The 24,010-nt window shown below is 67.3% G+C and carries 13 protein-coding genes; 5 read left to right on the forward strand and 8 right to left on the reverse strand.

Going from position 1 to position 24,010, the window contains the following annotated elements; genetic code table 11:
• Nucleotides 1-288: 288 nt before the first annotated feature.
• Together LzC2_RS05620 and LzC2_RS05625 are read right to left on the reverse strand one after the other, a co-directional pair.
• Nucleotides 289-3,462, reverse strand: a complete 3,174-nt coding sequence (locus tag LzC2_RS05620) for a PVC-type heme-binding CxxCH protein (RefSeq protein WP_171184651.1) — start codon at nt 3,460-3,462, stop codon at nt 289-291.
• Between the two features lie 112 nt (nt 3,463-3,574).
• Nucleotides 3,575-4,930 carry a hypothetical protein gene (locus tag LzC2_RS05625; RefSeq protein WP_171184653.1) on the reverse strand — a complete coding sequence of 452 codons (1,356 nt, stop codon included), beginning with the start codon at nt 4,928-4,930 and terminating at the stop codon, nt 3,575-3,577.
• A 346-nt stretch (nt 4,931-5,276) separates the two neighbouring features.
• On the opposite strand from LzC2_RS05625, the gene LzC2_RS05630 reads away from it, so the two are divergent.
• From LzC2_RS05630 to LzC2_RS05645, 4 genes are all read left to right on the forward strand, one after another.
• Nucleotides 5,277-6,254, forward strand: coding sequence for a LysR family transcriptional regulator (locus tag LzC2_RS05630; RefSeq protein ID WP_171184655.1), 978 nt, complete (start codon nt 5,277-5,279; stop codon nt 6,252-6,254).
• A gap of 115 nt (nt 6,255-6,369) precedes the next feature.
• On the forward strand, nt 6,370-11,085 hold the full coding sequence (gene gltB / locus LzC2_RS05635) for a glutamate synthase large subunit (RefSeq protein ID WP_171184657.1): 4,716 nt from the start codon (nt 6,370-6,372) through the stop codon (nt 11,083-11,085).
• Nucleotides 11,086-11,165: 80 nt separating this feature from the next.
• Nucleotides 11,166-12,689 carry a glutamate synthase subunit beta gene (locus LzC2_RS05640; protein WP_171184659.1) on the forward strand — a complete coding sequence of 508 codons (1,524 nt, stop codon included), beginning with the start codon at nt 11,166-11,168 and terminating at the stop codon, nt 12,687-12,689.
• A gap of 31 nt (nt 12,690-12,720) precedes the next feature.
• On the forward strand, nt 12,721-13,332 hold the full coding sequence (locus tag LzC2_RS05645) for a MarC family protein (protein WP_171184661.1): 612 nt from the start codon (nt 12,721-12,723) through the stop codon (nt 13,330-13,332).
• Between the two features lie 30 nt (nt 13,333-13,362).
• On the opposite strand, the gene LzC2_RS05650 is transcribed toward LzC2_RS05645, so the two are convergent.
• From LzC2_RS05650 to LzC2_RS05660, 3 genes are all read right to left on the reverse strand, one after another.
• On the reverse strand, nt 13,363-14,718 hold the full coding sequence (locus tag LzC2_RS05650; RefSeq protein WP_315854543.1) for a DUF1552 domain-containing protein: 1,356 nt from the start codon (nt 14,716-14,718) through the stop codon (nt 13,363-13,365).
• 69 nt (nt 14,719-14,787) lie between these two features.
• Entirely contained in the window at nt 14,788-17,502 is a 2,715-nt protein-coding gene (locus LzC2_RS05655; RefSeq protein ID WP_171184663.1) for a DUF1592 domain-containing protein, read from the reverse strand.
• A 236-nt stretch (nt 17,503-17,738) separates the two neighbouring features.
• Nucleotides 17,739-19,892, reverse strand: coding sequence for a M3 family metallopeptidase (locus tag LzC2_RS05660; RefSeq protein ID WP_171184665.1), 2,154 nt, complete (start codon nt 19,890-19,892; stop codon nt 17,739-17,741).
• 114 nt (nt 19,893-20,006) lie between these two features.
• Here LzC2_RS05660 and LzC2_RS05665 point away from each other — a divergent pair, with 114 nt between their 5' ends.
• Nucleotides 20,007-21,047 carry an alpha/beta fold hydrolase gene (locus LzC2_RS05665; protein WP_171184667.1) on the forward strand — a complete coding sequence of 347 codons (1,041 nt, stop codon included), beginning with the start codon at nt 20,007-20,009 and terminating at the stop codon, nt 21,045-21,047.
• A gap of 64 nt (nt 21,048-21,111) precedes the next feature.
• Here the strand turns inward: LzC2_RS05665 and LzC2_RS05670 are convergent, their stop codons facing one another.
• The 3 genes from LzC2_RS05670 to LzC2_RS05680 form a co-directional block, all read right to left on the reverse strand.
• Entirely contained in the window at nt 21,112-22,104 is a 993-nt protein-coding gene (locus LzC2_RS05670; RefSeq protein ID WP_171184669.1) for an acyl-CoA desaturase, read from the reverse strand.
• Nucleotides 22,105-22,284: 180 nt separating this feature from the next.
• Nucleotides 22,285-23,097: a response regulator transcription factor gene (locus LzC2_RS05675; protein WP_171184671.1), complete on the reverse strand. Its 813-nt coding sequence runs from the start codon at nt 23,095-23,097 to the stop codon at nt 22,285-22,287.
• Nucleotides 23,094-23,954, reverse strand: a complete 861-nt coding sequence (locus LzC2_RS05680; protein WP_315854544.1) for a sensor histidine kinase — start codon at nt 23,952-23,954, stop codon at nt 23,094-23,096. The genes LzC2_RS05675 and LzC2_RS05680 overlap by 4 nt, the downstream gene beginning before the upstream one ends.
• Nucleotides 23,955-24,010 lie beyond the last annotated feature (56 nt).

Genomic DNA, 24,010 nt, shown 5'->3' on the forward strand with positions numbered 1-24,010 from the left:
GTGGTGGTGCGGGGGTGAGGATGTGCGGGGCGATCCGATCGCCACGCCGCCCGAATGCGGGTCGGGGTGACGGATGCATCGGCGGCGCCGTTCGCCCCCCTTGAAGCGGTTCTAAGCGGAACGGGCCGGTTCGACCGAAAGCACCGATCCGTCGCTCACGAAAGATTCGTTGCCGCAGCCGTCGGGGAGCGTGCAATCCGTCTATCCCACACCTGATTCGACGCCGGCGACCGGCCATTACCGACCAATCCCCTCAGGGCCGAAGCCGTGAGGGTATTAGCTGGGAGATCACTTCTTTTTCAGGGTCGTGAGGAACTCGACGAGGTCGACCAGCTCCTTCTCCGTCATCAGCTTTTGAATGTCCGCCGGCATTAGGGAGACGTCTTGCACGCCGTGCTCCAGGAGGGAGGATTTCTGGAAGCTGCGTTCGATCCCTTCCTGATCCTTAATGCGAATTTCCTCGTCGGTTTCGCTGACGAGCAGCCCGTTGAACACGCCGCCCTCATCCGTCAGCACGGTATGAGTTTCGTAGTTGTGACTGACGCCCGCGGAGGGATAGAGAATTGAACTGTAAAGGGCTTGCCGGCCCAACTTGTCGCCGATCTCGGTCAGATCCGGGCCGACCTCCCGTCCGATGCCTTTAATGACGTGGCACTTCGCACAGGTGCCCGTATTCATGTAAATCAGCTTGCCGTTGGTCACGTCGCCGCGTGCGGCGGTCAGTTCGGCGAGGCTCGGTAGCGGCTTCTCACGCCCCGGGGGCGGGGGGAAGGCCGCATCGATTCGTTTCCCAAGCCCCCCGTGGGACGTCGCGTGCAGGGCGGCCGCGGCGCTCTGTCGCAGCTCCTCCGCGAGGGTTCCCTCCTCGACGCGCGTCAGCAGCAACTCCGCCCCCGGTTTGATGCGGGCGAGGGCCGCGACGGCCGCTTTCCGGCGAGCGGCGTCCAGGTTCTCGTCATCCAACACCGCGGTGAGGAACCCGAGAATGCGATTGTCTCCGGTGCGACCGAGCGCTGCGAGAATCGCTTCGGCGGCTTCGCGATCCTTACCCCAGGCGGCTTTGCCCAACTCGTCCCATTTGCCTCGTTCGATCAGCAGCGTCGCGGCGGCCACGCCCGCGCTCTCCTCAGGTTTGGTCCGGGCGAGTTCCAGCAGGTCGTCGGTGCGGCCGCCGATCTTGAATTGCTTCATCAGCGAGACGAACTGCTCCGTTCCCCGCGCTTCGTCCAGCACCTGTTCAATGGCTTGTTTGACGCGCGGGTCGTCCCCGCCGGAGTCCTTCAGACGGGTCAACGCCTCCAGCCGCACGAGGGTCGCCCGGTCCTCCGGCAGGTCGCTTGAGAACGCGATCTGCCCGAGCCGGCGACGCTTCAATTCAGAGTCAGGCTGGAAGTCGAACGCCCGGAGGTAGCGGGGAACTTCGTCCAGAGGCACGTGTTTGGCGTTCACGGCGAGATCGGCCAGCAACGTCGGCGTCCGTTCCGCCCGACTCCGCCACACGATCTCCCGCGCTTGCGCGTCTTCATGGAACCGTTTGCCGAGCTTGCGAGTTCCATCCTCATTCAGCCGGCCGTACGACGGCGCCAGGTAGGCTTCGAGGAAAGCGTCCCAGTTCCCGTCGGCGGCCAGACCCAGCGTTTCGAGCATCCAGCGATCGCCGGGCAGATGTTCCCAAGCCAACGCTGCCCAGGCGTCTGCCGCGGTCAGCCCGCCGCCCTCGGCGTCGGCCGGCAGGCCGCGGAGGGCGACGGCGGCTTCCCGCCGCAGAGCCGGGGTGTCGAAGCGGTTCTCGCCGTAGATGCCCTCCGCAATCCGCTCCAGCCGGGCCGAAGCGCCGCGGGCCGTTCGGGGATCGGTGGACTGACGGAGCAGCCGCAGACCGGCCGCACGGATGTCGGGATCTTCGTCCGCCAACGCCAAGTCGGCGACGTACAGATGGTTTCGGATCGCCGCCAGCGCCCACATCGCCCGGGCGCGGAGGTGCGGGGGCGTCGCCGGATTCTCGAACTGCTTCAGAAGAACCTCGCCGGAACCGCCCGCGCGATTCGCCAACGCCTGATAGCCTTGGAATCGAGCGTCGAGATTCGGGCTGTTCAACGCGGCGAGCGCCCCCTCCGATGTGGAGAGGTCGAGGGCCGGGGCGACGTAACGCTTCGGCGAATAGAACGGCCGCAGCCGGAACACACGGCCGCGGGTGATGTCTTCCATGCGATGGCCGCCGACGCCGGGGTCGTACCAGTCGGCGACGAGCAGACTGCCGTCCGGGGCCACGGCGACATCGGAGGGGCGGAACCAGCGGTCGTTTTCCCCGGTCAGCAGGTCTTGCTGCTCCGCCTGGAAGCCGGCGCCGTCCGGTTCGGGAAAGAAGGCCCGCACGGCGTTCGGACCGGGATCGCAGTGCAGCAGGGCGCCGCGATACCGTTCCGGCAGCAGATCGCCTTCGTAAACGGCGATGCCGGTCGGGCTGCCGGCGCCGGTCTGAATCAGGTTCGGCATCACGCCGGGATCGTTCAGATGCCAGTGCCGCAGAGGGATTTCGTCTGACATTCCGACCCGCGGTTCCCGCCAGCCGGCGCCGGTGAGTTCGTCCCGATAGCCGTAGTTGCCGTAGGGAATGACGAAGTTCAGGCGGGTCGCGCGATTGCCGTCGTCGTCGTTGTCGGACTGCCAGATCCGGCCGAAGCTGTCGACGGCAAGCTCCCAATTATTGCGAAAGTTCCAGCCCAGCGTTTCGACGTTCGATCCGTCCAGATCGCACCGAAAGATCATGCCCTGCTGGTACGGCTGCCGGCTGGAATCGACGACGTTGCCGGCCAGATCGACGACCGGGGAGCCGTCCGCATGCTTCAGCTGGCCGCCCTCGTTGCCGAAGTTGAAATACAACTTGCCATCCGGGCCGAACAGCACGCTGTGCACGCCGTGGTCGTGCTGGACGCCGCTGATGCCGGTGAACATCACCTCTTTGCTCCCCGCGTCCGCGACGAGATCGCCGTTCGCGTCGGTGAACTTCAGAATGTTCTCCCCGGCGGAGACGATCACCGTCTCTCCCAGCACGCAGACGCCGTGCGGGGAATCGATCTCCCGCGATTGATAAAAGACCGTCTTCTTGTCGAGCTCGCCGTCCCCGTCCGTATCCTCCAGCACGAGGATGCGGTCGCCCTCCTCCCGCGGGGGCGTGTCCGCGTTTCGAAACTGACGGTAGTTAACGATTTCGCAGACCCAGACCCGTCCGCGGGCGTCGATGTCGATATTGCTGGGCGAGAGCAGCATCGGCTCCGCGGCGAACAGATCGACCTTAAAGCCGTCGGCCACCGTGAGGTTCTTCAACTCCGTGACGGGGGCGTGCTGGTCTTCCGCCCCCGCCGGGTCGGCGACTGGTTCAGCCCACGCGGGAAAGGCGCCGGAGGAGAGAAGGAGGGCGGCGAGCGGTCGGAACCGACGGAGCATGACGGGGCGGGGCACGGGGGAGCGGCGGCGACGCAAAGCGTCCGACAGACATTCTAAACCGGTCCGCCCCGCCGTCGTCCAACCCATCGGGCCCCACGAATCCGATGCGGCGGTGTGATTCGTCGCTTCAACGTCGCCGGCGCCAGAGCCCCCACCGGACGACGTACAGTGGGACGCCGACGCACAACACCGCGGCCCCGAAGCCCCACGCCACCCCCGCAGCGCCGTACGTCGGACCGAACGTCCATGTCGTAAGCCCGACCGCCGCCCACATGGCGACCGCCGGCCAGACGAACGCCTCGGCTCGCCACGCCCTGGCGTAGGCCGCCAGCCCCAACGGCACGTGCAGGGCGACGCTCCCCCCGGTCAGCGCCGCGAAGGGCAGGGGGGGAAGGAGCCGGTCCGCGAGCGACGCGCCCCACTCGCCGAGCAGCCCCTCCTCCAACGCCCAAACGAGCGACGTGCCCACGACGGCCCCGACGATGACGGCCGCCCAACTGGCGACGAACGTCCGGGCGAACAGCCGATCGAACCCGGCTCGATCTTTCGCCGCCGCCAGTGCTCCCAACCTCGGGGCGCGAGTGCCGAGCCATGCGACGCCCCCGTATTGCAGGGCGACGGCGGCGGACCAACTCATTCCCAACCGCCCCGCCTCCCCGGCGCCGAGCGTGTCTCGATGGCGAAAGAGGACCAGCGTCAGTCCCGCCGCGGCGGCCGCGGCCGCAGAACTCTGAATCGCCGCCCGCCACTGCATCGGCCAGACATCGACGCTCCAGCGAAACGCCGTTCCGCCGATCGCTGCAAGGTCCCGCAGGAACGCCCAAGAACGAGAAAGCAGGACGCCCTCGATCGCCAGCCGCCCCGCGCAGGCCGCCGCGGCCGCCCAGAGGGAACCGCCGGCCAGCATCACGGTCCACGCCGTCAGGTTTGCGACGACCGCCGCGACCGTTTGAGCACGGGTGACGGGGCCAATCCGCCCGCACCCGGTCAGCACCGCGAGCGCCGGCGCGACGGCGACCGATCCCGCGGTGCAAGCCGCCGCCGTCCACCAAGCGCCGCGCCAAGGAATCGCGGTCGACGCTTCAGCCCCCGGCACGGCCGATTCAGACAGGCTCCACGCACCGAAGACCCCCACGCCGACCGCAAAGGCCGCGGCGCTTCCAACCGCCCAACGCCCCGCGAACCGCACCAGCCCGGCGAGCCGACGCTTCGCCGTATGCCCTTCCTCGGCGAAGGCGTGCGACGTGAGGGCGACCAGTACCTCGCTCAGCCCCAAGCGGCAGAGCGCATCGAGTCCCAGCAACCCGGTGAGGGTGTAGAAGTAGTCCTGCTCCGTCTCGGAGAAGCGGGAAGCGATCAGCAAGGCCGTGACCGGGCCGGCCAGGATCTGCCAGAACCGCACGCCCAGCGCCCAGGCGACGGTCGAATCGAACTCCGCCCGGGCTGCAAGTCGGGCGGCGAAGCGAGCGGGAGGCGGCGGCATCGGCGGTAGCGTCGCCGGAACCGCGTCGCGCGAACAGGGCGACGCCGACCGACGGGGCCGACCCTACTTCGCCCCGGGGAAGAAGCAGCGTGGTTCTTCGCTGAAGCGACCCGACGCCCCGGCGCTCCGTGGCCGCCGATGTGACGCCCCCATTGCGGCGATCCGGGGGATGAGGCGGGTGATGCGGTCGCCTTGGATCGACGGGTGCGGCGGATGAACGCCGGTCCCCTCCGGGCGGCTTGATCACGATGCGCCGCGGTCGTACGCTTCGCGCTGGCCGTCACGATACTGTGCCGCCTCCGATATAACCGAACGTCAATCTTTCCCCTCCCGCCGCCAGACCTCCTTGCTCATCCGAGAGGCCGAGATCTTTCGCGAAGTCGCCTCCCGGCGGAGTTTCTCCCGGGCGGCGGAGGTATTGAGCATGTCCCAGCCGGCGGTCTCGCAGACCGTGGGGAACCTCGAACGACGGCTCGGCGTGAAGCTGCTGGACCGGTCGACGCGGCCGTGTCATCTGACGGAACCGGGTCGCGTGTTGCTGGAAGGCTGCCGCGACCTGTTGGACGGGTTCCGCGAACTTGAAGATCGCGTCAAGGGGATCGCGGGGCAGGTCAGCGGACGATTGTGCGTTTCGAGCATCTACTCCGTCGGCCTGTTGCAGGCGCCGACGGTGGAGGAATTCGCCCGCCTGTACCCGGACGTCGCCATGCGGCTGGAGTACGGCCACCCGGAGGACGTGTACGACGCGGTCGGCAGCGACGAAGCGGAGTTGGGGCTGGTCTCGTTCCCGCGCGACGGCGGCACGTTCGAGTGCCTGCCGTGGCAGAAGGAACCGATGGTTCTCGCTCTGCGTCCCGGTCATCCGTTGGCCGCGGGCGGTTCCGTGAAGCCGTCCCGGTTGGCGGGCGAACCATGGGTCGCGTTGCAGATGCGTCTCAAACTGCGGCGCCAATCGGATCGTTGGCTGAAAAGCGTCGGGGTGGACCCGGAGATCAGCTACGAATTCGATAACCTCGAAACGGTCAAACGGGCCGTGGAGGCCGGCGCCGGCGTGGCGTTGCTGCCCGAGCCGTCCGTCCGCCGCGAGGTCAGCCTCGGGACGCTGGCGACGGCGAAGCTGGAGGGGGTCGATTGGATCCGCCCCCTCGGCATCGTGCGACGCCGCCGACGGCCGTTGAGCGCCGCGGCCAAAGCCTTCTGCGACCTGTTGCTCGAAACGCCGTCCCAGGCGACCGGGCCGGCGCCGGCAGATCCCGGCCCGCTCTCGGACGGCCGCTCCAAACGCACGGCAGCCCGCGACGCGGACGTCGCCGTCGCCGGATAGCTCCGAGCTTCCCCCCAGATTTCCGCCGACAGCGCCGGTTTCTCTGCTCAGAGAACCGGACCGTCGGCGCCCCGCACTTCCGATCACCTTACGCAGCGCCCACCGGGTCCCCCTCATGACCGTCGACTCGAACAACACGTCTCCCGCCCGGACCGAATTCCCGAGTCGTCACCGGGAAGGCCGCTTCCCGGAGCGTCAAGGGCTGTACGATCCGTCGCTGGAGCACGACAGCTGCGGCGTGGGGTTCGTCGCGAACATCAAGGGGAAGCGGTCGCACGGCATCGTGACGGACGCCGATCGCATCCTCCGGCACATGACGCACCGCGGCGCCTGCGGCTGCGAACAGAACACCGGCGACGGCGCCGGGATGCTCACCGCGTTGCCGCATGAGTTCCTTGCCCGCGTGGCCGGGGAAGAGGGGATCACGCTGCCGGAACCCGGCCGTTACGCCGCCGGCAACGTCTTCCTGCCCCGCGATCCCCGCCAGTACCATCGCGCCAAGGGCGTGCTGGAGGATCGCATCAAGGAGTACGGGCAGACTCTGCTCGGTTGGCGGAAAGTCCCGACCGACGTGGACGGCGCCGACGTCGGGCCGTCCGCCCGCGCCTGCATGCCGCGGATCGAACAGGTATTTGTGGGAGCCGGCGAGAACGTCCTGAAGGACGGGGCGTTGAAGGAAGATGCCTTCGACCGGGCGCTGTTCCTGATTCGCAAGAGCGCCTCCCGCATCGTTCGGGAAGAAAGCCGCATGCCCGAGGGGCTGCTGTTCTACGTGTGCAGCCTGAACGCCCGCACGATCGTCTATAAGGGCATGCTGACGCCGGAGCAGGTCATGCCGATGTACCCGGACCTCTCGGCCGGCGATTACACGACGCATCTGGCGATGGTGCACAGCCGGTTCAGCACGAACACGTTCCCCAGTTGGGACCGCGCCCAGCCGCTGCGGAACATCGCCCACAACGGGGAGATCAACACTCTCCGCGGGAACCGGAACTGGATGGCCGCCCGTCAGGGGCAGCTGCGCAGCGAGCACTTCGACGGCCGGCTGTCCGACGCCTATCCGATCTGCGAGGAGCACCTCTCCGACAGCGGGAACTTCGACAACTGCCTCGAATTGCTGCTCCGCAGCGGTCGCAGTCCGCAGGAGGCGATCATGCTGATGATCCCCGAAGCGTGGCAGAACCACGAGCAGATGCCCGAGGACAAGCGGGCGTTTTACGAGTACCACAGCGCCCTGATGGAGCCGTGGGACGGCCCGGCGAGCGTGTCGTTCACCGACGGCCACGTCATCGGCGCCGTGCTCGACCGCAACGGTCTGCGGCCCAGCCGCTATTACGTCACCCACGACGATCGCGTCGTGATGGCGTCGGAGGTGGGCGTGCTCGACATCGCCCCGGAGAACGTCAAGGAGAAGGGCCGCCTGAAGCCGGGCCGGATGTTCCTGGTGAATTTCGACGAAGGCCGCATCGTCCCGGACAAGGAGTTGAAGCAGAAGGCCGCCGAGAAGCGTCCCTACGGCGAATGGCTGCGGGAACAGCGGCTGGACCTCGCGGATCTGCCGAAGGCCTCCGCCGGCGAGACCCCGGAAGGGGACGACCTGCTCAAGCGTCTGCGCAGCTTCGGCTACAGCGAGGAAACGCTGCGGTTCATGCTGCTCCCGCTGATCCGCGCGAAGAAGGATCCGATCGGCTCGATGGGCGACGACGCCGCGTTGGCCTGTCTGTCCGAGCAGCCCCGCGTGGTGCCGGACTACTTCAAGCAGCTGTTCGCGCAGGTGACGAACCCCGCGATCGACTCCATCCGGGAGGAGATCGTGATGAGCCTGGAGTGCTTCGTCGGGCCGGAGGGCAACCTGCTCAACACCGAGCCGGAGCAGTGCCATCGGCTGCGGTTGCCGCACCCGGTGTTGACGGACGGGCAGATCGCGTCGCTCAAGAGCCTCGCCGACGAGCCCCATCGGGGTTGGTCCTCGCGCGTCGCGGACTTCACCTTCGCCAAGCCCGAGAACCCCGCGGAGGCCGAACGCCTGCTGAGGGAAACGCTCGACGCGCTCTGCGCCGAGGCCGATGCGGCCATCGAAGCCGGGGAGGCGTTGTTGATTCTGTCCGATCGCGCCGCCGGCCCGGACCGCATCGCGGTCCCGGCCCTGATGGCTGCGGGAGCGGTGCATCAGCACCTGATTCGGACCGAAAGCCGCACGAAGCTGGGGCTGATCCTGGAAAGCGGGGAGACCCGCGAGGTGCACCACTTCTGCACGCTGGTCGGCTACGGCGCCGATGCGGTGAACCCGTACCTCGCCTTCGCCGCGATTCGTCAGGCCCGCGACGCCGGCACGCTCGCCGTGCACGAGAAGAGCCGCAAGCCGTGGACCGATGAGGAGATCGTCAACGCCTATCGCAAGGGCGTGGGGAAGGGGATGCTCAAGGTGTTCGCGAAGATGGGCATCAGCACCCTGCAGAGCTACAAGGGTGCTCAGATCTTCGAAGCGTTGGGGCTGGGGCAGGAGGTCATCGACCGCTGCTTCACCGGCACGCCCAGCCGCATCAAGGGCATCGGGTTCGATCGTCTGGCCGAGGACGCCGTCCTGCGGCACGACTTGGGCTATCCGTCCGCCACGGCCACCCGCGGCGACGAGTACGAACCGGTCGATCTGCCCAACCCCGGCACCTACGCCTGGCGGGCCGAGGGCGAAAAGCACGCCTGGACGCCGCAAACGATCGCCGCCGTTCAGAACGCCGCCCGCACCGGCGACAAGGACGCCTACAAGCAGTTCGCCGCGATGGTGAACGAGCGCGTGGCCCGCGACTGCAATCTCCGCGGCCTCGTCCGGTTCCGCACCGAGGAGCGGCAACCGATCGACTTGGAATGGGTCGAACCGGCCAGCGAGATCGTCAAGCGGTTCTGCACCGGCGCCATGAGCTACGGCAGCATCTCCGCCGAGGCGCATGAAACGCTCGCCGTGGCGATGAACCGCCTCGGCGGAAAGTCGAATACCGGCGAGGGCGGCGAGAACCCGGAACGGTTCGACCCGCTGCCCAACGGAGACACCCGTCGCAGCGCGATCAAGCAGGTCGCCAGCGGCCGGTTCGGCGTGACCAGTTGGTACCTGACCAACGCCGACGAGATTCAGATCAAGATCTCGCAGGGCGCCAAGCCCGGCGAGGGCGGGGAGCTGCCCGGCCACAAGGTGGACAAGATCATCGCGTCCGTCCGGCACAGCACGCCGGGCGTGGGGCTGATCTCCCCGCCGCCGCACCACGACATCTATTCGATCGAGGATCTCTCGCAGCTCATCTTCGACCTGAAGAACGCCAACCCGTCCGCCCGCATCAGCGTGAAGCTGGTCAGCGAGGTCGGCGTCGGCACGATCGCCGCGGGCGTCGCCAAGGGGCACGCGGACAACATCCTGATCTCGGGTTCGTCCGGCGGAACGGGCGCCAGCCCGCTCACCAGCATCAAGCATGCCGGTTTGCCGTGGGAACTGGGCATCGCGGAGACCCACCAGACGCTCGTGATGAACGGCCTCCGCGATCGCGTGCGGCTGCAAACTGACGGTCAATTGAAGACCGGTCGGGACGTCGCCGTCGCTTGCCTGCTGGGGGCGGAGGAGTTCGGTTTCAGCACCGCTCCGCTGATCACGCTGGGCTGCATCATGATGCGAAAGTGCCACCTCAACACGTGTCCGGTCGGTATCGCCACGCAGGATCCCGCCCTTCGAAAAATGTTCCGCGGGCAGCCGGAGCACGTGGTCAACTACCTGTTCGCCGTCGCTGAGGAGTGCCGGGAGATCATGGCGTCGCTCGGCTTCCGCACGATCGACGAAATGTGCGGTCGGGCCGACCTGCTCGCCGCGGATCTGCCGAAGGGCCATCCCAAGGCGGCTCACCTGGATCTCTCCCCGATCCTGCGGAAGGCGACCAGCGACTACGAAAAGGCCGGCACGTTCTGCACCGTCGACCAGAACCACGAATTGGACGTGGTGAAGGACAACCGGCTGATCAAGGAGGCCGCCCCGGCCCTCCGCGACGGCAAGCCGGTCGAACTCGACTACGAGATCGAAAACATCGACCGCGCCTTCGGCACGATGCTCTCGCATGAGGTCTCCAAGGCCCACGGCGCGAACGGGTTGCCGGACGACACGATCATGATTCGCTGCACCGGGTCCGCCGGGCAAACGCTCGGCGGCTGGTTGGCGAAGGGGGTCACGATCGAGGTCACCGGCGACGCCAACGACTACGTCGGCAAGGGCTTGTCCGGCGGCCGGATCGTCATCAAGCCGCCCGCGAACCCCGGCTTCGATCCTTCCGAGAACATGATCCTGGGCAACGTCGCCCTGTACGGAGCGACGCTGGGCGAACTGTTCGCCCGCGGCGTCGCGGCGGAGCGGTTCTGCGTTCGCAACAGCGGCGCCAACGCCGTCGTCGAAGGCTGCGGCGACCACGGCTGCGAATACATGACCGGCGGTCGCGCGGTGATTCTCGGAGAAACCGGCCGCAACTTCGCCGCCGGGATGAGCGGCGGCATCGCCTACGTCTACGACCCGAACGAGACCCTGCTGGCGAAGACGAACCTCGCCACGGTCGAGTTCGAGCCGGTCGAAGGGGCTGACGAGCAGGAACTCAAAGCCCTCATCGAACGCCACGTCAAACTGACCGACAGCGACAAGGGCGCCCGCCTGCTGAAGAACTGGGACGCGGAGCGTGCCAACTTCCGCAAGGTGATGCCGGTCGACTACCGCCGGGCGCTCGCCGAACTCGCCGCCGAAGGCGACGAGGGCGGCATGTCCGGCGCCGCCGCGGGCGAGACCGTCACCCCGGTCCTCTCCGCCTGAGTTCGCTCATTTCACCGAACGCTGAGGCCCCGCGGGGCCTCAGCGTTACGCTCCCGCATACTGCCTTTCCCCACGCTCTCATGGGCAACCCCACCGGCTTCAAGACGATCTCCCGGGCCGTCCCCTCGGACCGCGATCCGCTGCTCCGCATTCTCGACTGGAATGAGTTCCACGAGCACATGCCGGAGGAGGAACTCAAGCAGCAGGGCGCCCGCTGCATGGATTGCGGCGTCCCGTTCTGCCACACCGGCGACGTGATGAACCGGATGGCCGCGGGCTGTCCGCTGCACAACCTCATCCCGGAGTGGAACGACCTCGTCTATCGCGGTCGCTGGAAGGAAGCCCTCCACCGGCTCCACAAGACGAACAACTTCCCGGAGTTCACCGGCCGCGTCTGCCCCGCGCCGTGCGAGGGATCCTGCGTGCTGGGGATCACCTCCCCGCCGGTGACCATCAAAAACATCGAGGTCTCGATCGCCGACCGCGGTTGGGAAGAGGGCTGGGTGAAGGCCGATCCGCCGGAGGCCCGCACCGGCAAGACCGTCGCGGTGGTCGGCAGCGGCCCCGCCGGAATGGCCGCGGCCCAGCAACTCAACAGCGTGGGCCACAAGGTGACCGTCTACGAGCGGGACGACCGCGTCGGCGGGCTGCTCACCTACGGCATTCCCAATATGAAGCTCGACAAGGGCATCGTGGAACGCCGCGTGAATCAGCTGAAGGCCGAGGGCGTGGAGTTCGTCGTGAACTGCACGATCGGCAAGGACATCTCCGCCGATGAGCTGAAGAAGGACTTCGACGCCGTCGTGCTCTGCACCGGCGCCACCAAGCCGAACGACTTCTTCTCCAAGACCCCCGGCCGCGACGCGAAAGGCATTCACTTCGCGATGGACTTCCTGCGTCCGAGCACCCAAAAGGTGCTCGGCGGGAACCCGCCGGACTTCATCTCCGCGAAGGGGAAGAAGGTTTTGGTGATCGGCGGCGGCGACACCGGCACCGACTGCATCGGCACCAGCCTGCGGCAGGAGTGCGAGAGCGTCGTCACTTTCGAGATCGTCCGCACGCCCCCGCAGGAGCGCCCGGCGAACAACCCCTGGCCGCAGTGGCCGATGGTTTATCGCACCGACTACGGCCACGAAGAAGCCGCGGCGAAGATGGACTACGCGAACGACGCGAGGTTCAGCTTCAAGAAGAACGCCAACGATCCCCGCGAATACGAGATCCAGACGCTGGAGTTCCTCAAGGACAAGAGCGGCGCCCTGACGGGCGTGCGGGCCTGTCGGGTCGACTGGTCGAAGCCGCAGCCGGGCGGGGCGCCGTTCAGCGTGGTGGACGGCAGCGAGTTCACTATCGAATGCGATCTCGCCCTGATGGCGCTCGGCTTCGGCGGCCCGGAGCCGACGCCCGCGGAACAACTCGGCGTGGAGTTCGACGCCCGCGGCAACTTCAAAGCCGAGCACGGGAAGTACACGACGAACGTCCCCGGCGTGTTCGCCTCCGGCGACTGCCGCCGCGGCCAAAGCCTCGTCGTCTGGGCGATCGCCGAAGGCCGCGAAGCCGCCCGCGAGTGCGACCGCCACCTGTTGGGCAGCACGCGACTGCCATGACGAACCGCACCCTCCGGGCGACACTGCCCGGATGACGCTGCTCTCCGCCGCCGCCCTGCTGTTTTTGGTGATGGACCCGCCGGGGAACGCGATCGTGTTTCCGGCGATCACCGGTCACCTGGAGCCGTCCCGCCGCCGGTGGGTGCTGATCCGCGAACTGTTGTTCGCCCTCGGGGTGATGGTGGCGTTTCTGTTCGGCGGCGGCCCCGTGCTGGCCGCGTTGCAGATCGGCGAACCGGCGCTGGCCATCGCGGGCGGCGTGGTGCTGTTCCTCATCGCGCTGCAAATGACGTTTGAAAAGCCGGACGCCACGGCGCCCGGCCCCGGGGGAAAGGGGCAGTCGCCGGAGGAGCCGTACTTCGTCCCGATGGCGGTCCCGTTCATCGCCGGTCCGAGCGTGCTGGCGACGCTGCTCCTGGTCAACGCCCGCAACCCGGATCGGTGGCCGACGTGGCTGCTCGCTCTCCTGCTCGCATGGGCCGCAAACGCGGCTGTCCTCCTGCTGGCAGACCTGTTCACGGCGAAGATCGGTCCCCGCGCGACGCTCGCCCTGCAAAAGCTCATGGGCCTCCTGCTGACCGCCGTCGCCGTGGAGCAATTCCTAGCCGGTTTGAGCGCATTCCTCGATGCCCGCGGGCTCTAAGCCGCGGGACCGCGGAGCAGGGAGACCGCTCTAAGCGTCCAGCCCCGTCACCCGGCCGGTGCTGTCGCCGAACTCCTCGACGCCGGTGGCGCCGGCGGCGTCCAGCATCGTCAGGAACAGATTGTTGAGGGGCGTGCCGTCCCCGAAGCGGCGATGCTGCCCCGGTTTGACGGCCCCGCCGCCGCGGCCGGCGAGGATCAACGGGAGATCAGCGTGACTGTGGCGGTTGCCGTCGCGAATCGCGGAGCCGTACAGGATTAAGCTGTTGTCCAGCAGATTCCCCTCGCCGTCCGGGGTCTCTTTGAGCTTCTGCACGAAGCGGGCGAAGTGCTCCATCAGGAAGCGGTCGATCCGGGCGATCTGTTCCAGCTTACGCTCATTCGACTGATGGTGAGACAGATGGTGATGGCCGTCCTTCACATCGACTTCCGGGTAATTCCGGTTGCTGCCGGCACTGGCCACCATAAACGTGGTCACGCGGGTCACGTCCGCCTGGAAGGCGAGCGCCTGGAGGTCGTACATCAGGCGAAGATGCTCGTTCAGCTCGTTCGGCACGCCGCTGGGCAATTCGATCTCCGGCGCTTCGATCGGCGGCGCGGAGAGTGTCCGCTCGATCCGCCGTTCGACGTCGCGGACGCTGGTGAAGTACTCGTCCAGCTTGCGACGGTCGGTCGTCCCGACCCGCTTCGTCAGGGAGGCCGCGTCGTCGGCGACGAGATCCAGCACGCTCTTACGATCAGCCAACCGGCGTTCCACCGCATCCCCGCCGGAGCCGAACAGGCGTTGGAACGCGAGCTTCGGGTTGATCTCCTTGGAGGTCGGTTGGGAGGGGCTGCGCCAACTGATGTTGTTCGAGTAGGCACACGAATACCCGGAGTCGCACGAGCCCGCGTTTCGGCCGCGATCGATGCCCAGCTCCAGACTTGGCAGGCGCGTCTGCGATCCAATCCGATCGGCGGCGACCTGGTCGACGCTCCGCCCGGCGCGGATGTCCGAGCTGGACTTCAGCGGGTGCACGCCGGTCAGATAGGTCGCGGCGTTGCGGGCGTGGTCGCCGCCGCCGTCGCCGAGGCTCTGCGCGTTGTGCTGATCCAGTCCGCTCAGGACGGTCACGTCGCCGCGGAGCGCCTTCAACGGTTCGAGCGTCGGCGTCAGTTCCCAGCCGGCGCCCTCCGTTTTCGGGAACCAGCGGTCGGTGTTACATCCGTTCGGGAAGAAGGTGAATCCCAGACGGATCGGTCCCTTCGCGGCGCCGTCCGCCGCCTCCGCCGTTCCGGCGAGGGGCATCGCGTCGAGCAGCGGCAGCGCCAGGGCGGCCCCGGCTCCACGAAGGAGCGTCCGCCGGGACAGCGACGACAGCGGGGCGTGGCGGTTCAGGTTGAACACGGCGGAGCCTGCGTGGGGGGGCGGGGAAAGGAATGATAGCGAATCGAGCCGGAGCAGCGTCGCGGCCCTTCAATTCGCGGCGATCGACTCTGCGGAGCGTTTGCGGAACGGGTCGCTCAGCACGATGCCGCGGACGAGATCCCGGAAGCGGTGGCCGTTCGGCCGCGTCGCCTCGACGACTTCGTCGACGCTGCACCGATCGAACCACTCCATCCCACGGCCGAGGCCGTAGGTCATCAGTTGACGCGTAAAGTGCGTGACGAACTCGTCGGAGCGGCCGTCCAGCACCGCGACCAGCTCCGTGGCGCCCTCGAACGTCGTTCCGTCCGGCAGTTCGCCGGAGGCGTCGATCTCGAATCGGCCGTCTTTCTCGCGCCACTGACCGACGGCGTCGAAGTGCTCGAACGCGAAACCCAACGGGTCCATCACCGCGTGACAGCTTGCACAGCCCGGGTCTTCCCGGTGCTTCGCGAGGGCGTCTCGCAACGAGAGATCTTTGTTCGCCTCCTGGGTCTCCTCCAGCGCCGGGACGTTCGGCGGAGCGGGCGGCGGGGGCGTTCCGAGGATGTTGTCGAGGATCCATTTCCCGCGCTTCACCGGACTGGTGCCGACGGGATTGCTCGTCAGGGCCAGGATACTGCCGTGCGTCAGAATGCCCCGACGGTTGTCGGGGAGCGAAACCCGCTTGAAGACGTCCTCGTTGCGGAACGCATAGGCCCGGCGTCTCCGCTCCCGCTTCAGCCGATCGCCGTCCTTCTTGATAAAGCCCGGCAGGTTCTCCGCGTAATATTTTTCCATCGCGTCGCCGGTTTTGCCGTCCCACGGCACGCCGTAGTACTCGGCCAGTCGCGGGTTCACGAAGGTGAAGTCTGCGTCGAGGAAGGTCTTCACCGGCAGATCCTCCCGAACGATCTCCCGGCAGAACAGCTCCGTCTCCCGTCGCATCGCCGCTTTCGTCGCGGAGGTCCAATAGGGGCCGAACATCCGACCGTCCGGCTGGAATTCGTCGAGCAGCTGCAAATTCAGCCATTGGGCGAAGAATCCCTCGACGAGCGCCTCGGATTTCGGGTCGTTCAACATGCGATCGACCTGCTGCGCAAGGACCGCGTCATCGCCCAGACGCCCCTCCTCCGCGAGCTGGAACAGCTCCTCGTCCGGCATGCTCGACCAGAGGAAATAGCTCAGGCGGCTGGCAAGTTCGTAGTCGTTCACGCCCACCGGCTCCCCGGGACGGGCGTCGGTCGGGTCGCGTTCGATGCGAAACAGGAAGTGCGGCGAACTCAGCACCGCCTGCAACCCGAGTTGCACGCCCTCCTCAAACGTCCGCCCGTCACGCACCACCGATTCGACCAGCGAGGCCAGTCTCGCGATTTCCAAGTCCGTCGCGGGGCGACGATAGGCGCGAGAGACCAGCGGACGAAAAACCTCCGCCGCCGCATTCTTCACGCCGCCGGCGGTCTCCGGGACGGCCGTGACGATCGCTTCGTGCGTCTCCGGCAGATTTTCCGGCCGCGTTCCCAGCGGGCCGATCACTTCGATCGCCTCGATGTACAGGTTGCGGTCCAGCTTGGCGTCCGGCTTGTAGAAGTCGTTCGTAAACTTGATTTTGAGCGTGTGCTCGCCGGGCTTGACGGGCACCGTTCGCTCGAAGACTTCCTGCGTTCGATCCCCGGACAGCGTCACCTTGGCGAAGGGAATGCCGGCCAGCGTCGCCTCGTATTTAGCCTTCTCCGGCCCCGCCTGCTGGGCGTTGGCGAGGATCCGGATCGTGTAATCGCCGTGCGCCGGAAACTTAAACTTCTCCTCCATCGACTGGATGGAGCGATTGCCGTACTCCTTCGACGTCTTCAGCAGCGAGTTCGGATCGCCGACGATCGCCTGGCCCGCGATCTTCTCCGCGGCGTGCAGATACTTCTCCAACAGCAGCGGGGGGAGCGTGAGGACGTCGCCCTGATTATCAAAGCCGTTGCCGACGTCGTCTGCGGGGAAGTCGTCGCTGAGGGTGAGTTCGACTCCCAGCAGATCGCGAACGGTGTTGTCGTATTCGGACCGATTGAGCCGACGAACCGTCACGCGACCGGGGTCGTTGACGATCTCGCAGTTCACTTCGTGGAGAGCCCGGTCGATCCAATCGACCGCGGCGGCCCGCTCCTCCGCGGTCGGTTGATCCATCTCCGAAGGCGGCATCGCCCCGACCCGCACGATCGCGAGAATGCGTTCCCACTTGTCTCGTTCCGCCCGGAGGTCGTCGGCGGAATTCACCGTCCCAAGATTGATATCGGCCTCCGCGTAATCGGGACCGTGGCAGTCGATGCAATGCGTTTTGAGGAACGCGCCGACCCCTTCTTCAAACGTCAGTTTCGGCTCGACCATCGCCGCGAGCACCATCTGCGGGGCGGCAGCGCCGACGTTCAGCGACGGCTGCAAACCGGCGGCTGCCGAGGTGATCGGAGTCGCGGGCGGCTGGACCGGAGCGGGGCGAGCGGCGACGCGCAGTTCGCTCGGCGCCGCGAGGTCCGCGGCCTCCTCCCCGGATTGGAGCGCGAAAAACCCCACCGCAAGCGCCAACACCGCTCCGGCGGCCACGGCCCCTTTCACCCAGACTGCAGCGCCGGCCTTGGCGGTCTCCGCAGACCGTTTTCGCTTCTTGCTCTTACGCTCTGCAGGGACCGGCTCGAAGACGACCTGCGGGCGGGCCTCCGGCACCCGCAGCTTGCGACCACAGTTGGCGCTCGGGCAGCGGCCGATCTTCCCCGCATGGCGCTCCGAGGCGGTAAACGCCACGCCGCAGTTCGGACAGAACACGCGAATCCGCATGAGCGGGGCAGGCTTGGTCAGGTTGGGGAGGACGTGTGGCGGGACGTCCCGGGGGGGACGCGAACGTCGGGCTGTGGGGGAGCCTTCGCCTTGCGAAAGCTCGCATCGACGTTCTCCATTATACGCCCTCGAGGCGTGCATATCCATTGGAATCGCCCCAGGTCTGGGCCCGGGCGGCGGCACGCCCCGTCAGGCGGCCCCAATCACGCATCCGCCAGGCCGCTATGCCGGAGCAGGGCGTCCGGTTCAGGCGGGCGACCGCGGAAGCGTTCAAAGACCGTCATCGGATCCTCTCCGCCGCCGAGGCTCAGCACGGTGTCGCGGAATCGGCGGCCGGTTTCCTGCACCGCGGCTTCGTCGTCCAAGCCCGCTTCCTCGAAGGCAGCGAACGCGTCGGCGCTCAGCACCTCGGCCCATTTGTAGCTGTAATAACCGGCCGCATAGCCGCCGGCGAAGATGTGCGAGAAGCTGCACAACGTGCGATCTTCCTCCAGCGGCGGCATCACGGAGGTGTCGATCAGCGTTTGCCGGTGGGAGGCCAGCGCCGCGTCGGCGTCGCCGGCCAGCGACGGCGTACTGTGCAGCGTCATGTCGGACGAACCGAACCCAATCTGCCGACACATCTGCGACCCGGCCCGGAAGGTGCGGGCCTTGACGATCTTCTCGAACAGTTCTTCCGGCAGCGGCTCGCCGGTTTCGTGGTGTTTGGCGAAGCCCATCAGCGTCGGGCGGTGGTAGCACCAGTTCTCCATGAACTGACTGGGCAGTTCGACGGCGTCCCACTCCACTCCGCTGATCCCCGCGGCGCCGGGTTCCTCGACGGTCGTCAGCATGTGTTGCAGACCGTGACCGAACTCGTGAAACAGCGTTTCGACCTCGCGGAAGCTCATCAGCGACGGCGTGTCGCCGGTCGGCGGGGTGCCGTTGCAAATCAGATAGGCGACCGGCAATTGCAGCGAGCCGTCCGCGTTCCGGCGACGCCCCAAACAATCGCCCATCCAGGCGCCGCCGCGCTTGTCCGCCGGGCGGCTGTAGGGGTCGAGATAGAAGCCGGCGATCGCCTCGCCGGCTTCATTCCGCACGCGAAAGAACCGCACGTCCTTGTGCCACACCGGCGCCTCGCCGTCCGCGGCCTCGACCGTGATCCCGAACAGTTTCCCACAGAGTTCAAACAGGCCGTCCAAGACGTTTGGCAGGGCGAAGTACGGCCGAAGCTCCTCATCGGTGAACTCGAATCGCTCTTCCCGCAGGCGTTCCGCGAGGAAGCCGACGTCCCAATGCCGGATCTCGTCGAGACCGTACCGCTCCGCGAGCGGCTTCAAATCGTCCATGTCCTCGGCGGCCCCGTCCTTCGCGGCGCCGAGCAGATCTGCGTGCAGTTTCGCGACCGCTTCGACCGACGGGGCCATTTTCTCCGCGAGGCTGACGGCGGCGAAGTGGGGATAGCCGAGCAACTCCGCCATCTCCTGCCGGATCCCCAAGATCCGGCCGATGAGGGGCGCATTATTATCCTCGGAGGGGGAGTCTCCCGCGCCGCTGGCTTTGGTCACGTGCGCTCGATAGAGCGTCTCCCGCAAGTCGCGGCGGGTCGCGTGCTGAAGGAACTGCACCAACGCCGGTCCGTCGAGCGTCACCCGCCAGGGACCGTTTTCGGGCGTGGCGATCGGTTGGTCGTCTCTGTTCGTCTCCGCATCGTCCTTCGCCTCCGCTTTCACGTGCTCGTTGTGGGCTGCGGCGAACAGGCGGCGAGCCGTCTTGGGAAGGCCGTCGACCTCCGCCGGGTCAGTCAACGTCAGCGAAAACGCCTTGGTCGCATCGAGGACGTGGTTCGCGAACTCCGTGGACAGCTTCGACGCTTCCTCGGACAGGGCGTTGAACCGCTCTTTCGCCTCGCCCTCCAAGGCCACGCCGGCCAACTCCGCGGACAGGATCTTCTGCGAGACGATTCGCTGCTGCACCCCGGTCAGGCTGGACCAGTCCGCCCCGTCGCGGAGGGCGACGAGGGCGTCGTACAGCGGTCGACTCTGGGCGGTCTTCAATCCGAACCGCACGATCGCCGGCTGGACGGCGGCGTGCGCCTCGCGGAGTTCCGGCGAGTTCTTCACCCCCATCAAATGGCCCACCGGTCCCCACACCTTCTCGAACGGCTCGAACAGCCGATCGGTCGCGCCGACGGTCGCGCCGTAGGTGGGGTTCGCGTCCGCTTCGATCGACTCGAACCCCGCGGAGGCGGTCTCGAGCAGCGCGGTGACGTCCGGTTCGACCTGCGCGACCGTGAACTGGTCGAACCGGGGAAGATCCCACGGGGTCTCCGTGGAGGGATCGAACGATTCGGCGGGGGGGAGCGGTTCAGTCATGCGAGGATGGTCTCTGCCGGGGAGCGGGATTGAAATAGAACCGCACGCCTCGCGGCGACTTCTTCACCGAAGTCGCCGCGGCCCCCCGCGACGGACCGCCCGGACGCTTCCCCGATGTTCGCCCCGCTCCTGATCAGCGCCATGTCGCTCGCCCCGCCCGCTGCTGCCGCCACGCCGCCCGCCGTAACGGTCGATCCGCCGCCGCCCGTCGCAACGCCTCAAGTGCCCGTCGCGGCGCCCGGGACGCCCGCCGTGGCGCCCGGTTTCGCCCTGCCGAACCTGCTGCTCCCCACGCTGGGCGGGATGCAATTCTGGGGCGACGTGACCCACCGGGCGGGCTGGCGGATTCAGCGGCACGTCGTGACCGGCCACCATCGCCTTCTCGACGACTGGGACCTCCGCAGAGCATGGGGCGATCGGGCGGCGTGCGAGACGGCCCTCAATGCGGAGATCGTCGCCCGCGATCTGCCGCGTCCCTCGGGGGACACCGTCGTGCTGCTGCACGGAATGATTCGCAGCGGGAAGTGCTTCGCCCGGATGGCCGCCGATCTGCGGGCCTCGGGGTTCGACGTGGTCGCCGTCGATTACCCCAGCACCCGTCAGTCGCTCCGGGCCTCCGCGGCAATGCTGCAGGAGATCACCGACCGCCTGGTCCACGACGAAGACCCGGAGGATCCGGTTCGTCTGCACTTCGTCTGCCACAGCGCCGGCGGACTGGTGCTGCGGGCCTGGAGCGAGATGCAGGACGATCAGGCGCCCGTCGGACGCAGCGTGCTGCTCGGCGTGCCGAACGGCGGGGCGGCGATGGCCGACGCCGTGCGGGGGATGCCGGTGGTCGGCAATTCGCTGGACTTCGTCTGGGGGTCCGCCGCGGCAGAGATCTCGAAGGGCGCGACGGAGACCTTGTCGGCGCTCCCCAAACCGCCCGGCACGTTCGCCACGATCGCCGGCTGCCGCGGCAGCGACGACGGCTACAACCCCCTGGTGCCCGGCGACGACGACGGCACCGTCGCCGTCGCGGAGGCCCACCTCGACGGCGAAGCGGAGCACCTCAGCGTCCGCGGGGCGGGGCACTCGTTCCTGATGATGAACGCCACGATCCGCGCAGCGACGGTGCGGTTCCTGCGGGGCGGAACGCTGCAAGCCCCGGAATGAAGCACGCCCAAGCCGGAGGCATGCCTCCGGCTTGGGCGTGAAAGTGGGCGATGCCGCGAACCGATTACGCCTTCGCGGGGGCGGGCACTTTGTCTTTCACGTCGTAGGCGATGCCGGTGGCCTTCAGGGCCTTGATGACCCAGAACGTCGGGTCCAGTTCGTACCACTTGTGGCCGGCCCGGGCGTTGGACGGGTGGGCGTGGTGGTTGTTGTGCCAGCCCTCGCCGTAGCTGAGGACGGCGACCCACCAGAGGTTCTTGCTCTCGTCGCGGGTCTCGTAGTTCCGGTAGCCCCACAGGTGCGTGGCGGAGTTCACGAACCACGTGCTGTGATAGGCGTAGGTCATCCGGGCGCACAGCCCCCACAGCAGCATCGGCATGCCGCCGACGGCGTAGAGGACCACGCCGGGCAGCACCATCCACAGACCGTAGGTCTTCTCGAAGAACTGAAGCATCGGGCGATCCTTCAACTCCGGCGTGTACTTCTCGTACAGTAGCTGGGTGTCGCGACTACTGCGGTCGAGGAACAGCCAGTAGATGTGGGCCCACCAGCCGTCGTCGTGGTCGGTGTGCGGGGAGTGCGGATCGCCGGGCTGGTCGCTGCGGTGGTGGTGCAGGCGGTGGGTGGCGGCCCAGGTGAGGGGGGAACCTTCGCCGCTGAGCACGCCGCACAGCAGCACGAAGAACTCCGCGGGCGTCCGCAATTTCATGCTCTTGTGGGAGAGGAAGCGGTGGTAGCCGAGACAGATGCCGATCGACAGCGTCAGCCAGTGCAGGCCGACCGCGACCGCGACGGCCTGCCAGGTGATGAAGAAGAACGCGGCGACGGCGCCGACGTGCATCGCCGTGATCCAAATCAGCACCGGCCAGCTGATTCGCCGCCACAGATGCTTGCTGTTGAACGAATCGTAGATCCGCTCACGATCGGCTTCGGCCCGTTCCCGCTTCGCCGCGGCCTGCAACTTCGCATCCGCATTTTTCGGTCGAACGACCGCCTGTGGGGCGTGCTGGACGGAGGGGCGGGGAGACGAAGTCTTCGGGGCGAGGGCGGCGGGCATTGGGCGGTCAACTCTTGGGTTCGGCGGCGGACCGGGACGGCTGTGGCTTCCACGAGGTGGGCCGCGATCCCGGTGTCACTTCGGCTAATACAGTAGGCAAACGCCTCGATTCCGCCGTCAGCAACCCGTCACGCCTCCGTCACCTTTCCGTCACTCCGCAAACGTAGACCGAATAGGGACTTACGTCGCCTCTCCGGGCTCGAACCGGTAGCCGGTCCCCCGCACGCTGACCAAGTATTTCGGGTTGGCCGGATCCGGCTCCAGCATCCGCCGCAGGCGAAGGACGAAGTTGTCGATCGTGCGAGCCGTCACGTCCGCGTCCGACGGCCAGGCTTTCCGCAGGATCTCCTGCCGCGAAAGGACGCGACCGGGGTTCTCCGCGAACAATCGCAGCAACGCCGCCTCCTGCGTCGTGAGATCGTGGGTCCGCGATTTCTCGCCGCGGGCGACGGTCAGGCGGAAGGCGTCGAAGTCGATCGTCACCGCGCCGAAGGACTGCACGGGTTCTCGCCCCGAAGGTTCCTCCACGGGCTGCGTCGGGCGCGGCCGGGAGAGCATCGCTCGCACCCGAGCGAGCAGTTCGGGCAACACGAACGGTTTGGTGAGATACTGATCCGCCCCCGCCTCGAACCCGCCGATTTTGTCTTCGGTGAGGGTGCGGGCCGTGAGCATCAGAATCGGGACCGCGGGGTCCGTCCTGCGAATCGTGCGGCAAATCTCGTAGCCGCTCATCCCCGGCAGCATCAGGTCGAGGATGATCCCGTCGAATCCGTTTCCGTTTCGTCCATCGCCCTTGGCCGCCTCAAACGCGGCGAGGGCCGTCGGGCCGTCGCCGGCGACGGTGACGGCGAAGCCGTCGGCCTCGAAGTTGAATCGCAGCCCCTCGGCGATCGCGCGTTCGTCCTCCACGACCAGCAGTCGCGGCGTTCGATCGCCGTTGCCCCGCAAGTCGCCCGAGAGGGCGCCGCGGGAAGGGAGGGTGAATGAACTCATCGACGAATCCCCGGCAGATCGACTTCAAACACGCTGCCGGGGCCGTCGGCCCGGTCGAACACTCGCACCTTGCCGTGCAGCAGCGTGACTAACGTACGCACGATGTATAGGCCCAGCCCCGTCCCTCGGCGAGTGCGCTCCAACTCGTTTCCGCCCCGATAGAACAGGTCGAAGATCTTCTTGCGGAACTCCGCGGGCACGCCGGCGCCGTCGTCGGCGATCCGCGTGACGACCCGGCCGCGTCGTTCCAGCACCTCCACCGTCACGCGCGGCGGCGCCCCGTCCTGGCCTCCGTATTTGACGGCGTTGTCCAGCAGGTTGCCGAAAATCGTTTCGAGCACCATCCGCCGGGCCGGCACGATCACCGGCGACAGGTCGGCCGTAAAAATCTCGTCCGGGTCGTACTTGTGATGGGCGGCCGCCGTGGTCATCGCCCGGCGGAGTAGGGGGGCGACGTCCACGTCCTCCACCTCCACACCCATCCCCAACCGCTCCAAGCGGCCGACCTCCAAAATCTGCGTGATGAGGTCTTCCAGCCGGTTGAGCTCCGACGCCATCACCTCCAGACACTCCGTTCGCTTCTCCGCGGGCATGTCCGGGCGAAGCTGCATCGTCTCCAGGTACAGCTTGGCCGCCGCCAAGGGCGTTTTCAGCTCGTGCGTCACGCTGTCGACAAAGTTCACCTGCCGAGCGTGCAGCCGCACCGCTTTGATGCTGAGGACCAGATAGGCCGTCGAGCCGACCAGCACTAACGCGAACAGCACGGTGCCGACCGTGAGCGCCGTGATGTACAGCGTGCGCGAGAGCACGATGATCCAGGCGATCATCAGCGCGACGTTCAGCGCCAGCAGGACCACGCTGAGCGTGACCGGCAGATGCAGCGTGCGGCGGCGGCGAATCGGAGCGGCGATGC

Origin of the sequence: Alienimonas chondri, assembly GCF_013036045.1 — a bacterium.
In the GTDB taxonomy this organism is placed as follows: domain Bacteria; phylum Planctomycetota; class Planctomycetia; order Planctomycetales; family Planctomycetaceae; genus Alienimonas; species Alienimonas chondri.